We start from the raw sequence: 12896 nt of genomic DNA on the forward strand, positions 1-12896 counted from the left end.
CCTCCCTTGGCCGTCAAAAAGAAGCGCTTGCGCTAGCAGCGCCATATGACGTTCACATGACTGTGTAAGCGGGAGAAACGAAAGCAGCAAGCGCGGCCAAAAGGGAAGCCGTCAAATAGGCGAATGCCGAGCGCGCAGCCTCCTCCGTTCGCGGCGCACATGCGTGCCCGCGCCGCAGTGCGGCATTTGCTCGGGTGAGGCGGCGAGGGCGTCTAGCGCTTGCGCTCGGGGCCGCAGACGGTGCCCTTTTCGACCATCGCGTCGATCTCCGATTTGGAGTAGCCGAACTCGCCCAGCACCTCCTGGGAGTGCTGACTGAATTTCGGCGGCAGGCGGCGCAGGCTCGGCTTGCTGCGATCGAGCCGGATCGGCGAGGCCACGCCCTTGTACCAGTCCTTCTCGATGACATCGCCGCGGGCGATCGTGTGCGCGTTGGTCAAGGCCTGGTCGATCTTCTGCACGGGACCTGCGGGCAGGCCGGCGGCGAGCAGACGATTGCACAGCGGCTCGGCCTCGTGCTGGCTGAACACGGCGGCGAGCTCGGCCCGCAGCGCCTCGCGATTGGCGATGCGGTCCTTGTTGCGGGCAAAGCGCGGATCGGTGCCGAGCTCGGGCTTGCCGATCTCCTTGGCGAGCTTGCGGAAGGTGCCGTCATTGCCGACACCGATGAAGATATCGTCGGTCCTGGTCGGGAAGATCGCGTAAGGCACGAGGTTGGGATGCTCGTTGCCGGTGAGCGATGGCGGCTTGCCGTGCATGAAATAATTCGCGGTGTGCGGATGCATGATGGCAAGGCCGGTCTCGTACAGCGTCGTCTCCAGGAACTGGCCCTGGCCCGAGCGCTGCCGCTCCGACAGCGCCATCAGGATGCCGATCGCCGCATAGAGGCCGGTGGTGATGTCGACCAGCGGCACGCCGATCCGCATCGGCCCGCTCTCCGGCGAACCGGTCGCCGCGATCATGCCGGTCATCGCCTGGATGATGGCGTCATAGCCGGGATTGCCGCCGCGCGGTCCGTCGGCGCCGAAGCCGCAGATCCGGCAATGCACGAGGCGCGGGAATTTCTTGCTGAGCACATCGTTGCCGATGCCCCATTTCTCCAGCGTGCCCGGCTTGAAATTCTCGATCAGGACGTCGGCGGTCTCCAGCATCTTGAGCAGCACGAGGCGGCCGCCCTCGGAGGCGAGGTCGAGGCCGATCGAGCGCTTGTTACGGTTGATGCCGATGAAATAGGCAGCGTCTTCGTCGTGGAACGGAGGGCCCCAGTCGCGCACCTCGTCGCCGGCGGGCGGCTCGACCTTGATCACGTCGGCGCCGTGGTCGGCGAGGATCTGGGTGCAGTAGGGACCGCCAAGCACGCGCGTGAGATCGATGACGCGCAGTCCGCTCATTGCGCCCAAAACGGCTTCAGTCATGCCTTCGCTTCCCCTGTGTCGATGATTGATCACAGGCCTAGCGAGGTTTTTTTGCGCCAGCAATGGCTTGGTGCGTGGGGGCGTATGCGGTGCCGCCGTGCAATCCCGCAACGTGGCAAAACAACTAGACTAAAGGGAAGCGGCCGGCCCGAGGGGGATCTCGGGCCAGCCAATCCGCCGTTTGATCAGACGACCGTCAGGCGAACGTCGACATTGCCGCGCGTGGCATTGGAGTAGGGGCACACCTGGTGGGCCTTCTCGACCAGCGCCTCGGCTTCCGCCCGGGCAAGGCCCGGCAGCGAGACGGCGAGATCGATGTCGAGACCGAAGCCGCCGGCCGAGCGCGGGCCGATGCCGACGGTGGAGGTGACCGAGGCGTCAGCCGGAACCTTCGGGCCGCCCTGCGAGGCCACGAACTTCATCGCGCCGATGAAGCAGGCGGCATAGCCGGCCGCAAACAGCTGCTCGGGATTGTTGCCGGCGCCGCCTCCGCCGCCGAGTTCCTTCGGCGTGGTGAGCTTGACGTCGAGCGCGCCGTCGAGGGTCGCGGCATGGCCGTCGCGGCCGCCGGTGGCCTTTGCGCTGGTCTTGTACAGGACGTTTACCGACATTTTCGTCTCCTCAGGTCTTCGGGTTGGGGTGGAACCTGCATCGCAAACAATTAGATTGCGCGCAATTGAAATTTGCATGCCTCACATTTAATTGTTCGCAATTGAATGTACGGCCGCCCGGTCCCAGAATGGAGGAAACCGCGTGAGATTCTCGATGCCCCGGAAACTATCGGCGCTGGACCCGCAGCGCCTCGACAATCAGATCTGCTTCGCGGTCTATTCGGCCGCGCATGCCTTCAACCGGGTCTACAAGCCGCTGCTCGACCGGCTCAGCCTGACCTATCCGCAATATCTGGTGATGCTGGTGCTGTGGGAGCGCGACGACGTGCCGGTGAAGGACATCGGCGAAAAGCTGTTCCTGGATTCGGGCACGCTGACGCCGCTGCTCAAGCGCCTCGAGGCCGCCCACCTCGTCAGGCGCACGCGCTCGCGCGAGGACGAACGTCAGGTGCTGATCGCGCTGACCCCGCAGGGCCACGCGTTGAAGGAAAAAGCGCGCGCCGTGCCGCAATCGATCCTGGCGGCGTCGGATTGCTCGGTCTCGGAACTGGTCGCGATGAAGGACGAGATCGTGGCGCTGCGGGATCGGTTGAATGCGGTGATCGGGGAGTAGGGGGCGGCGAGCTCAATCCTCTCGTACCTCGCCGCGAGTTTCTCTCCTCAAAGCCGCTTCTTTGCAAATGCGCGGCCCGAAGCTGATTTCAGATATTTCTCGAACGCAACAGCCTTAGCCTCATCGCTGAAAGCGATGTAGGTCTTGATGCGCCATGGGCCATACTTTGATGTATGTGGCACTTCGCCGGCGTTGTGCTTTGCGAGCCGGGCTCGCAGATCATCAGTGATGCCGATGTAGAAATGGCCGGAATCGAGGCTTTCGAGAATGTAGACGTACTTCATCCTATCCCCCGCCTTGCGCAGTGGATGGACAGTATCTCTCAGGATCAGCTTTTGCCGAGGCCCGGCTTCGCCCTTCGGGCTACGCCGCGGCAGCCTTCGCTACGATAGGGCTTGCCGAGCCGAAGCTGGCGAAGCCAGCGAAGGCTGGTGGAGCCAGGCGGGATCGAACCGCCGACCTCTTGCATGCCATGCAAGCGCTCTCCCAGCTGAGCTATGGCCCCTTAGTCTTCCAGTTGGGAGGATCCTGGTGGATCACTCCCGACCGCCGAGCCTGGTGACTCGCGCGGTGCACCCTTTTTCACAGATCAGGGCTGATCTCAAGTCTCTTCATCACCTCCGACATCACCAATGATGTCCGTGACGTCCTCATCGCCCTCTTCGTCGTCGGCGATAAAGGTCGAATCATCGTCGTCATCGTCCTCGATGGTCTCGTCGACCTCGATGTCGTCCTCGGATTCGGGCACCGCGGCCTTGACCTTGCCGGTGTTTTCCTCGGCGTCGGCCTCCTCGAGCGAGACCTCTTCGACTTCTGCCGGCTCCGGCGTGGTGTCGGCAGCCGGCGTGTGGCGAGGTTCGGCGCCGCGAGTCGCGCGGGCCGGCGCCACAGGCGCGATCGGGACGACTTCGCCGGTATAGGGCGAGATCACCGGATTCTTGTTGAGGTCATAGAACTTCTTGCCCGTGGTCGGGCAAATACGTTTGGTTCCGAGTTCGGACTTGGCCACGGCAGGAATCCTGGGAATGTCTGAAAAGCGGTGTTTCACTTGGCTAGTTGGCGGCCCGCTGTCAATAGCGCATTACGGGAGAAAGACATGCCCGTGACGGCGGGCAGACCTTGTGGTACCTGCCCCGCGAGCCCCGCAGGGACGTTTCGGGCCTATCCAAGGACACAAACTTGACTGATTCCGACAAGCCGACGCCGCTTCAGTCGCGCGCGAGCGGTCCCCTGACCGGGAAAGTACGGGTCCCCGGGGACAAGTCGATCTCCCACCGCGCCCTCATCCTGGGCGCGCTCGCGGTCGGCGAGACCCGGATTTCGGGCCTGCTCGAGGGCGAGGACGTCCTCAACACCGCCAAATCCATGCAGGCGCTGGGCGCCAGGGTCGAGCGCACCGGCGATTTCGCCTGGAAGGTGAACGGCGTGGGCGTCGCCGGCTTTGCCGAGCCCAGGGCGCCGCTTGATTTCGGCAACTCCGGCACCGGCTGCCGGCTCGTCATGGGCGCCGTCGCCGGCTGCCCGATTTCGGCGGTTTTCGACGGCGATGCCTCTCTGCGCAGCCGCCCCATGCGCCGGATCCTCGATCCGCTCGAGAAGATGGGCGCCAAAGTGGTGTCCGGCGACGAGGGCGGCCGTCTGCCGCTGACCGTCCAGGGCGCGCGCGATCCGCTGCCGATCACCTACAAGACCCCGGTCGCCTCGGCCCAGATCAAATCGGCCGTGCTGCTGGCGGGCCTGGCTGCGCCAGGCACCACCACTGTGATTGAGACTGAGGCTAGCCGCGACCATACCGAGCTGATGCTGAAGCACTTTGGCGCCGACATCACCTCCGCGCAGGAGGGTCAGCACGGCCGCCGCATCACGCTCATTGGCCAGCCCGAGTTGCATGGCGCCACCGTCGTGGTGCCCGCCGATCCCTCTTCGGCGGCCTTTCCGGTCGTCGCGGCGCTGATCGTCGAAGGCTCGGATGTCCTCCTGTCCGACGTCATGACCAATCCGCTGCGCACCGGCCTGTTCACCACGCTGCGCGAAATGGGCGCCTCGATCGAGGAAAGCCAAGTCCGCGACGATGCCGGCGAGCCGATGGCGCAGCTGCGCGTGCGCGCGTCGAAACTGCGCGGCGTCGAGGTGCCGCCGGAACGGGCGCCCTCGATGATCGACGAATATCTGGTGCTGGCGGTGGCGGCTTCCTTCGCCGAGGGCACGACGATCATGCGCGGCCTGCACGAGCTGCGCGTCAAGGAGTCCGACCGCCTGGAGGCCACCGCCGCCATGCTCCGTGTCAACGGCGTGAAGGTCGAGGTCTCCGGCGACGATCTGATCGTCGAGGGGCGCGGCCACGTCCCGGGCGGCGGGACAGTCGCCACGCACATGGATCATCGCATCGCGATGTCCGCGCTGGTGATGGGCTGCGCCTCCGACCAGCCCGTAACCGTCGACGACACCGCCTTCATCGCCACCAGTTTCCCGGACTTCATCCCGATGATGCGTTCGCTTGGGGCCGAGTTTTCATGATCATCGCCATCGACGGGCCCGCGGCCTCGGGCAAGGGGACGCTCGGCAAGCGGCTCGCCCATCATTACGGTTATCGTCATCTCGATACCGGCGTCATTTATCGCGCGGTGGCCTACGCCGTGATGGAATCCGGTCATGATCTCCGGGACGAGGCGGCTGCGGTGCAGGCTGCGCTGGAGCTTGATCCCGAAAAGTTCGGCAATCCCGCCCTGAAGACCCAGGAGGCCGGCGAGGGCGCCTCGATCGTCTCGGCGATCCCCAGGGTTCGCGAGGTCCTGCTCAATTTCCAGCGGCAATTCGCCGCCGATCCGCCCGGCGCCGTGCTCGACGGCCGGGACATTGGAACCGTGATCTGCCCCCATGCCGACGTGAAGATCTTCGTCGTGGCCGACCCCAGGGTCCGCGCCCACCGCCGGACCATGGAGGCCAAGGCGAGGGGCGAGGAGGCGGACGAGGCGGCAGTGCTCGCTGACATCATCCGGCGCGACGAGCGCGACAAGAACCGGCCGATTGCGCCCTTGAAACCGGCCCCGGATGCTTACTTGCTAGATAACTCCCAACTGGATATAGAAGGCGGCGTCCGGGCCGCCATCGACATTATCGAGGCCGTCCGAGCGGGCCGGTCGCGGGGTTAAGCCGCCGCCGTCATTGGAGGAAGCGCCCGCTCCCGCTCTTTGAGGTCGATAACCCCGGTCCCCTGTTTGGGCCCGGCGCGATCCAGGCTCCGGACCAAGATTTCCACGTATCGAACGCGCGGGCTTCAGCCGGCCCGCCTCCGCTGTTCCGCCTCCATGCCGGAGCAACGAGCGGTCGCTCGAAGGTCTCGCGGACCTTCCGACACTGCGTGTGCGATGCGCCCATGAACCCAACGGCCGGCACGACATCCGCAACTGGAGAACAAATGGCTTCGATTTCTGCTGATACCTATAGCCCGTCGCGCGACGATTTCGCCGCGATGCTCGACGAGTCCTTCGCAGGTGGCAACCTGCAGGAGAGCTCCGTCGTCAAGGGCAAGGTGGTTGCAATTGAAAAAGACATGGCCGTCATCGACGTCGGCCTGAAGACCGAGGGCCGCGTCGCCCTGCGCGAATTTTCCGGCCCCGGCCGTGAGAGCGAGATCAAGGTCGGCGACGAGGTCGAAGTGTTCCTCGATCGCATCGAGAACGCCCTCGGCGAAGCCGTGCTGTCGCGCGACAAGGCGCGCCGCGAGGAGAGCTGGGGCAAGCTCGAGAAGGCCTTCCAGAACAACGAGAAGGTCAACGGCGTCATCTTCAACCAGGTCAAGGGCGGCTTCACCGTCGACCTCGACGGTGCCGTGGCTTTCCTGCCGCGCTCGCAGGTCGACATCCGTCCGATCCGCGACGTTGCGCCGCTGATGAACAACTCGCAGCCGTTCCAGATCCTCAAGATGGATCGCCGCCGCGGCAATATCGTCGTCTCCCGCCGCACGGTGCTGGAAGAGACCCGCGCCGAGCAGCGTCAGGAGCTGGTGCAGAACCTCGAAGAGGGTCAGGTCATCGACGGCGTGGTCAAGAACATCACTGATTACGGTGCGTTCGTTGATCTCGGCGGTATCGACGGTCTGCTGCACGTCACCGACATCGCGTGGCGCCGCGTCAACCACCCGACCGAGGTGCTCTCGATCGGCCAGACTGTGAAGGTCAAGATCATCAAGATCAACCACGAGACGCACCGCATCTCGCTGGGCATGAAGCAGCTGCTGGACGATCCGTGGCAGGGCATCGAAGCCAAGTACCCGCTGGGTGCCCGCTTCACCGGCCGCGTCACCAACATCACTGACTACGGTGCGTTCGTCGAGCTCGAGCCGGGCATCGAAGGCCTGATCCACGTCTCCGAGATGTCGTGGACCAAGAAGAACATGCACCCCGGCAAGATCGTTTCGACCTCGCAGGAAGTCGAAGTGCAGGTGCTGGAAGTCGATTCCGTCAAGCGCCGCATCTCGCTCGGCCTCAAGCAGACCATGCGCAACCCCTGGGAGGTCTTCGTCGAAGGTCACCCGACCGGTTCGGTGGTCGAAGGCGAGGTCAAGAACAAGACCGAGTTCGGTCTGTTCCTGGGCCTCGAGGGCGACGTCGACGGCATGGTCCATCTCTCCGACCTCGACTGGAAGCTTCCGGGCGAGCAGGTGATCGACAACTACAAGAAGGGCGACGTGGTGAAAGCCGTGGTGCTCGATGTGGACGTCGAGAAGGAGCGTATCTCGCTCGGCATCAAGCAGCTCGAAGGCGACCCCTTCGCCGAGCCGGGCGATGTCAAGAAGGGCGCGGTCGTGACCTGCGAAGTGCTCGAAGTGAAGGAAAGCGGCATCGAGGTGAAGATCACCGGTACCGACTTCTCGACCTTCATCAAGCGTTCGGAGCTCGCCCGTGACCGCAACGACCAGCGCGCCGAGCGCTTCGCCGTCGGCGAGAAGGTCGATGCCCGCGTGATCCAGTTCGACAAGAAGGCCCGCAAGGTCCAGGTGTCGATCAAGGCGCTCGAAGTCGCCGAAGAGAAGGAAGCCATCGCGCAGTACGGCTCCTCCGATTCGGGGGCGACGCTCGGTGACATCCTCGGCACCGCGCTCAAGAACCGCGACAAGTAAGCGAAACGCCTGTTTCGCAACCATCAAAGCCCCGGCGCGAGCCGGGGCTTTTTTGTTGCGGCAGCATACCATTGTCGTCCCGGACAAGCGCAGCGAAGCGGAGCGCCGATCCGGGGACCCATACCCACAGGGAGTGGTTTGACGAAGACTCGGAGTGGGCGCCTCGCGTCACACTCCTTCTTGTGGTTATGGGTCCCCGCGCCCCGTGCGCAATTGCGCACTAGGCGGGGATGACATCTGAGTGCTTGGCTACCATCCCGGCCTCACGCAGCCTTGTTTTCTTCAAATTACGCCGCAATTGATGTATCCAGATAAGCCAATGGTCACGCTGTGACGGCACAACGCGCCCAGCCTTTCATTTGGAGATATTCCGATGTCGCTCGATTCGGACATCATCGTCGATCGCCGCAGGATTCGTCGTAAGCTGACGTTCTGGCGCGTGATGGCTGCGCTGATCGCGATCGCGGCGATTGCGGGCTTCGCGCTGATCGCAACACCCGGTGCGCGCGGCACGTTCGCATCCGCCGGCTCGATCGCGCGGGTCCAGATCGATGGCCTGATCCGCAGCGACTCCGATCGCACCCAGGCGCTGGAGCGACTGGAGAACTCGCAGGCCGCCGCCGTCATCATTCACATCAACTCGCCGGGTGGCACCACCGCCGGCTCCGAGCAGCTTTATGACTCGCTTGTGCGGCTGAAGGCGAAGAAGCCGCTTGTCGTCGTGGTCGAAGGCCTCGCCGCGTCCGGCGGTTACATCACCGCGATCGCAAGCGACCACATCATTGCCCAGCAGAGCTCGCTGGTCGGTTCGATCGGCGTGCTGTTCCAGTTTCCCAACGTCACGGAGCTGCTGAAGACCGTCGGTGTGAAGGTCGAGGAGGTCAAATCCTCGCCGCTGAAGGCCGCGCCGAACGGTTTTGAGCCGACCAGCCCCGAGGCACGCGCCGCGCTCGATGCGCTGGTGAAGGATTCCTATGCCTGGTTCAAGGGATTGGTGAAGGAGCGGCGTGGCATGGATGACACGCAGCTCGAAAAAGTCGCCGATGGCCGCGTCTTCACCGGACGCCAGGCGGTCGATCTCAAGCTGATCGATCAGCTCGGCGACGAGAAGACCGCCGTGACCTGGCTGGTCGAGCAGAAGGGCGTCAAGAAGGGCCTCACCGTCCGCGATTACAAGCTCCAGCCCCGCTTTGGCGATCTGCCGTTCCTCAAAACGGCTGCTGTCGTCACGCTGGAAGCGCTTGGTTTAGGCTCGATTGCGCATCAGATCGGGCAAACCGGCGTCGCGCAGGCCGTCGATCGGCTTGGAATGGATGGAATGCTGGCCCTGTGGCAGCCGGCAGCGTCAAATTGATGGAACCGGGCGAGCTTCAGAGGCTTTTCCCGTCTGGCGGGTGGCGGGGCAGCCCGCTTTTTCGGCATTTGTCACGCATTTTCCCGACGCTCAACCTTCATTTAGCGTCTTGACAGATCACAGTATTTTCACGGAAATGGTCATCCGCACGCTTCCGGGTCCTATCTCTCGATGATCAAATCCGAACTTGTTCAGCGTATCGCCGAGCACAACCCGCATCTGTACCAGCGGGATGTCGAGAACATTGTGAATGCGATTCTCGAAGAGATCGTAGCGGCTCTCGCGCGCGGTGATCGCGTCGAGTTGCGCGGCTTCGGTGCCTTCTCGGTCAAGCATCGCCCTGCGCGCGCAGGGCGCAATCCGCGCACCGGCGCCCATGTACCCGTCGATCAGAAGAGCGTTCCGTTCTTCAAAACCGGCAAGGAAATGCGCGAACGGCTGAACCGCGACCATCCGGATCCAGGCGCGCCAGACTGAGACCGGCGTCAGGGTTTTCCGCGGTCGCGAGCGATGCGGCCGGAAGCTTGATTCAAGGCGAGCGAAGCGAGATGCGAAAGTTCCTGACCGCGCTGATCGTGATTCCGTTGGGCCTGATCCTGGTGACCTTTGCCGTCGCCAACCGGCATTTCGTCACGGTCTCATTCGATCCCTTCATTACGAACGACCCGTCATTCTCGGTGACGTTGCCGCTGTTCCTGCTCCTCATCCTGGTGGCGGCCCTCGGGGTCCTCGCGGGCGGCTGTGCTGTCTGGTTCGGCCAGCGGCGCTGGCGGCGCGCGGCGCGCCGGAATGATGCGGAGGCACGGGCTGCCAGGACCGAATTGGCCGATCTGCGGGCCCAGGCGGCCGCAGCGAAGCCCCAGCCCCAGCGCCTCCCCGTTCCCTCCGGGGTTGGCCTTTACGGGCCCATCGGGCGAGACAAGCAGCGCGCGACGTTGTAGAAGCGGCCGCAACCGAAAACCCGGTTTTCCGGCCGCAGACCCGCGGCCTTCACCTGCTTTGAGACCATGTCCCTGCTCGTCAAAATCTGCGGCCTGTCCACGCGCGAGACGCTCGAAACAGCGCTCGACGCCGGCGCAGACATGGTGGGGTTCGTGTTCTTTCCGCCGTCGCCGCGGCATGTCTCTCTGGAGCTTGGCCGCGACCTCGGCCGCCAGGTGAAGCGGCGCGCGCTCAAGGTCGCGCTCACGGTCGATGCCGATGACGCCACGCTCGACAACATCATGGACGCGTTGTCGCCGGATATCCTTCAGCTCCACGGCAAGGAGAGCGTCGCGCGCCTGCGCGACATCAAGCAGCGGTTTGGCCGTCCGGTGATGAAAGCGGTGCCGGTCGCAACCGCCGCCGATCTCGCCGTGCTGCCTGGCTACGCAGAGGTTGCCGATCGCATCCTGTTCGACGCGCGTGCGCCAAAGGACGCGACACGTCCCGGCGGACTCGGCGCGGCCTTCGATTGGCATCTGCTCGAAAACCTGGAACTCAAGCTGCCGTATATGGTCTCGGGCGGACTTGATGCCCACAACGTCGCCGAGGCTCTTCGGGTCACGCGCGCCGGCGGCGTCGACGTCTCCTCCGGTGTCGAGAGCGCCTCCGGCGTCAAGGATCCCGAGATGATCAAGGCCTTCATTCGCGCCGCGCGCGCCACCCAAGATGCAAGTCAAGAGTTGAGCGTTCGATGAACATCGCCAAACCAAATTCCTACCGCAGCGGTCCCGACGAGCGCGGGCACTTCGGCATTTTCGGCGGCCGCTTCGTCGCCGAAACCCTGATGCCGCTGATCCTGGATCTGGAGAAGGCCTACACCGCGGCCAAGGCCGATCCGGCGTTCCAGGCCGAGATGAACGGCTATCTCAAGAACTATGTCGGCCGGCCTTCGCCGCTCTATTTCGCCGAGCGCCTCACCGAGCATCTTGGCGGCGCCAAGATCTACCTCAAGCGCGAAGAGCTCAACCACACCGGTTCGCACAAGGTGAACAACGTGCTCGGCCAGATCATGCTGGCACGGCGCATGGGCAAGAAGCGCATCATCGCCGAGACCGGCGCCGGCCAGCACGGCGTTGCTACCGCGACGCTGTGCGCGCGCTTCGGCCTCGAATGCGTGGTCTATATGGGCGCCGTCGACGTCGAGCGGCAGCAGCCCAACGTCATCCGCATGGAGATGCTGGGCGCAACCGTGGTCCCGGTGCAGTCGGGCACGCGCACGCTGAAGGACGCCATGAACGAGGCGCTGCGCGACTGGGTCACCAACGTGCACAACACGTTCTATTGCATCGGCACGGTGGCGGGCCCGCATCCCTATCCGACGCTGGTGCGCGACTTCCAGTCGATCATCGGCAACGAGACCAAGACGCAGATGCAGGAGGTCGAGGGACGCCTGCCGGATTCGCTGGTCGCCTGCATCGGCGGCGGCTCGAACGCGATGGGCCTGTTTCATCCGTTCCTCGACGATCCCTCCGTCGAAATCTTTGGCGTCGAAGCCGCCGGCCATGGGCTCACGCAACTGCATGCGGCCTCGATCGCAGGCGGCCGTCCCGGCGTGCTGCACGGCAACCGCACTTATCTCTTGATGGATGCGGACGGCCAGATCCAGGACGCGCATTCGATCTCCGCCGGCCTCGACTATCCCGGCATCGGCCCCGAGCATTCCTGGCTGCACGAGATCGGCCGCGTCAACTATCTCTCCGCGACCGATGACGAGGCGCTCGCAGCATTCCAATTGCTGTCGCGGCTGGAAGGCATCATCCCCGCGCTCGAGCCCGCGCATGCCATCGCCAAAGTGATGGAGCTCGCGCCGAAGCGGCCGAGAGATCACCTGATGGTCGTCAATCTCTCCGGCCGCGGCGACAAGGACGTCCCGCAGGTCGGCGACATCCTGAGGGGCAAGAGCAAGTGACCACGCGTATCGACACCCGTTTCGCCGAGCTGAAGAAAGCGGGCCGCTCGGCCTTCGTCACCTATGTGATGGCCGGCGATCCCGATCTCGCGACGTCGCTCGATATCGTCAAGGCGCTGCCCAAGGCAGGCGCCGACGTCATCGAGCTCGGCATTCCCTTCACCGATCCGATGGCCGATGGTCCCTCGATTCAGGCTGCAGGTCTGCGCGCGCTCAAGAATGGCATGACCTTGAAGAAGACGCTGGAACTGGTGCGCGACTTCCGCAAGGGCGACAACGTCACGCCGCTGGTGCTGATGGGCTATTACAATCCGATCTACATTTACGGCGTCGACAAGTTTTTGGCCGATGCCAAGACGGCCGGCGTTGACGGCCTGATCATCGTCGATTTGCCGCCGGAGGAAGACGACGAGCTCTGCATTCCCGCGCTGAAGGCGGGCCTGAACTTCATTCGCCTCGCGACCCCGACCACCGACGACAAGCGCCTGCCCGCGGTGCTCGCGAACACATCAGGCTTTGTCTATTACGTCTCTATCGCCGGCATCACCGGTGCAGCGGCGGCGGACGCCAACGCCGTTGGTGAAGCTGTCGCGCGCATCAAGCGGCATACCAAGCTGCCGATCTGCGTTGGTTTTGGCATCCGCACGCCAGAGGCGGCGCGCGCCATTGCCGAGAAGGCCGATGGTTCGGTGGTCGGCACGGCACTGGTCGATGCACTCAAGAACAGCCTCGATGCCGAGGGTCGCGCGACCGCCAAAACCGTTAACGCCGTGGCCGAGCTGACGGCGGCCCTGGCCCAAGGTGTCAAGGGCGCGAAAGCTGCGGCCGAATAGGCCATAATTCCGCTTTGGGGGCGGGCGAACACGGCGGCTTGCCGGGCAGAGGCCC

General features: G+C 64.3%; 14 protein-coding genes and 1 tRNA gene. 10 read left to right on the forward strand and 5 right to left on the reverse strand.

Translation table 11 applies throughout. The features are described from left to right. Window positions 1–212 precede the first annotated feature (212 nt). Window positions 213–1415 carry a CaiB/BaiF CoA transferase family protein gene (locus tag AB7535_RS36785; protein WP_354113223.1) on the reverse strand — a complete coding sequence of 401 codons (1203 nt, stop codon included), beginning with the start codon at window positions 1413–1415 and terminating at the stop codon, window positions 213–215. Between the two features lie 185 nt (window positions 1416–1600). Next, entirely contained in the window at window positions 1601–2026 is a 426-nt protein-coding gene (locus AB7535_RS36790) for an organic hydroperoxide resistance protein (protein ID WP_014490914.1), read from the reverse strand. Window positions 2027–2180: 154 nt separating this feature from the next. Between AB7535_RS36790 and AB7535_RS36795 the strand changes: the two genes are divergently transcribed. Continuing rightward, window positions 2181–2639 carry a MarR family winged helix-turn-helix transcriptional regulator gene (locus AB7535_RS36795; RefSeq protein WP_166063841.1) on the forward strand — a complete coding sequence of 153 codons (459 nt, stop codon included), beginning with the start codon at window positions 2181–2183 and terminating at the stop codon, window positions 2637–2639. A gap of 47 nt (window positions 2640–2686) precedes the next feature. Here the strand turns inward: AB7535_RS36795 and AB7535_RS36800 are convergent, their stop codons facing one another. From AB7535_RS36800 to AB7535_RS36810, 3 genes are all read right to left on the reverse strand, one after another. Continuing rightward, window positions 2687–2923: a GIY-YIG nuclease family protein gene (locus AB7535_RS36800; protein WP_166063842.1), complete on the reverse strand. Its 237-nt coding sequence runs from the start codon at window positions 2921–2923 to the stop codon at window positions 2687–2689. A 145-nt stretch (window positions 2924–3068) separates the two neighbouring features. Continuing rightward, window positions 3069–3144: transfer RNA gene (locus AB7535_RS36805), tRNA-Ala, on the reverse strand. A gap of 96 nt (window positions 3145–3240) precedes the next feature. After that, window positions 3241–3648 carry a TIGR02300 family protein gene (locus tag AB7535_RS36810; protein WP_063980175.1) on the reverse strand — a complete coding sequence of 136 codons (408 nt, stop codon included), beginning with the start codon at window positions 3646–3648 and terminating at the stop codon, window positions 3241–3243. A gap of 170 nt (window positions 3649–3818) precedes the next feature. Between AB7535_RS36810 and aroA the strand changes: the two genes are divergently transcribed. The 9 genes from aroA (at window position 3819) to trpA (ending at window position 12841) form a co-directional block, all read left to right on the forward strand. Beyond that, window positions 3819–5156 (forward strand): 3-phosphoshikimate 1-carboxyvinyltransferase, encoded by a 1338-nt coding sequence (gene aroA, locus AB7535_RS36815; RefSeq protein ID WP_354113224.1) that lies wholly within the window; start codon window positions 3819–3821, stop codon window positions 5154–5156. Then, window positions 5153–5791: a (d)CMP kinase gene (gene cmk, locus AB7535_RS36820; RefSeq protein ID WP_028149796.1), complete on the forward strand. Its 639-nt coding sequence runs from the start codon at window positions 5153–5155 to the stop codon at window positions 5789–5791. The genes aroA and cmk overlap by 4 nt, the downstream gene beginning before the upstream one ends. Window positions 5792–6057: 266 nt before the next feature. After that, window positions 6058–7761 carry a 30S ribosomal protein S1 gene (gene rpsA, locus AB7535_RS36825; RefSeq protein WP_063980172.1) on the forward strand — a complete coding sequence of 568 codons (1704 nt, stop codon included), beginning with the start codon at window positions 6058–6060 and terminating at the stop codon, window positions 7759–7761. A 373-nt stretch (window positions 7762–8134) separates the two neighbouring features. After that, window positions 8135–9115, forward strand: a complete 981-nt coding sequence (sppA, locus tag AB7535_RS36830; protein WP_354113225.1) for a signal peptide peptidase SppA — start codon at window positions 8135–8137, stop codon at window positions 9113–9115. 171 nt (window positions 9116–9286) lie between these two features. Beyond that, entirely contained in the window at window positions 9287–9592 is a 306-nt protein-coding gene (locus tag AB7535_RS36835) for an integration host factor subunit beta (protein WP_007598410.1), read from the forward strand. A gap of 71 nt (window positions 9593–9663) precedes the next feature. Next, complete coding sequence (locus AB7535_RS36840; RefSeq protein ID WP_071917042.1) at window positions 9664–10056, forward strand: lipopolysaccharide assembly protein LapA domain-containing protein; 393 nt, start codon at window positions 9664–9666, stop codon at window positions 10054–10056. A gap of 66 nt (window positions 10057–10122) precedes the next feature. Then, entirely contained in the window at window positions 10123–10794 is a 672-nt protein-coding gene (locus tag AB7535_RS36845; protein ID WP_135214039.1) for a phosphoribosylanthranilate isomerase, read from the forward strand. Beyond that, a complete protein-coding gene (trpB, locus tag AB7535_RS36850; protein WP_028149800.1) occupies window positions 10791–12008 on the forward strand; it encodes a tryptophan synthase subunit beta in 1218 nt (405 codons plus the stop codon). Before AB7535_RS36845 ends, trpB begins: the two co-directional genes overlap by 4 nt. Next, complete coding sequence (trpA, locus tag AB7535_RS36855; protein WP_354113226.1) at window positions 12005–12841, forward strand: tryptophan synthase subunit alpha; 837 nt, start codon at window positions 12005–12007, stop codon at window positions 12839–12841. The genes trpB and trpA overlap by 4 nt, the downstream gene beginning before the upstream one ends. The last annotated feature ends 55 nt before the right edge of the window (window positions 12842–12896 follow it).

The sequence above is a fragment of the Bradyrhizobium sp. 956_D2_N1_4 genome (assembly GCF_052076025.1).
Classification (GTDB): domain Bacteria; phylum Pseudomonadota; class Alphaproteobacteria; order Rhizobiales; family Xanthobacteraceae; genus Bradyrhizobium; species Bradyrhizobium barranii.

Bases quoted from the DNA above. Each gene is read 5' to 3' on its own strand.
- AB7535_RS36785 (WP_354113223.1), bottom strand. From the start codon at position 1,415: ATGACTGAAGCCGTTTTGGGCGCAATGAGCGGACTGCGCGTCATCGAT.
- AB7535_RS36790 (WP_014490914.1), bottom strand. From the start codon at position 2,026: ATGTCGGTAAACGTCCTGTACAAGACCAGCGCAAAGGCCACCGGCGGC.
- AB7535_RS36795 (WP_166063841.1), top strand. From the start codon at position 2,181: ATGCCCCGGAAACTATCGGCGCTGGACCCGCAGCGCCTCGACAATCAG.
- AB7535_RS36800 (WP_166063842.1), bottom strand. From the start codon at position 2,923: ATGAAGTACGTCTACATTCTCGAAAGCCTCGATTCCGGCCATTTCTAC.
- cmk (WP_028149796.1), top strand. From the start codon at position 5,153: ATGATCATCGCCATCGACGGGCCCGCGGCCTCGGGCAAGGGGACGCTC.
- rpsA (WP_063980172.1), top strand. From the start codon at position 6,058: ATGGCTTCGATTTCTGCTGATACCTATAGCCCGTCGCGCGACGATTTC.
- sppA (WP_354113225.1), top strand. From the start codon at position 8,135: ATGTCGCTCGATTCGGACATCATCGTCGATCGCCGCAGGATTCGTCGT.
- AB7535_RS36835 (WP_007598410.1), top strand. From the start codon at position 9,287: ATGATCAAATCCGAACTTGTTCAGCGTATCGCCGAGCACAACCCGCAT.
- AB7535_RS36840 (WP_071917042.1), top strand. From the start codon at position 9,664: ATGCGAAAGTTCCTGACCGCGCTGATCGTGATTCCGTTGGGCCTGATC.
- AB7535_RS36845 (WP_135214039.1), top strand. From the start codon at position 10,123: ATGTCCCTGCTCGTCAAAATCTGCGGCCTGTCCACGCGCGAGACGCTC.
- trpB (WP_028149800.1), top strand. From the start codon at position 10,791: ATGAACATCGCCAAACCAAATTCCTACCGCAGCGGTCCCGACGAGCGC.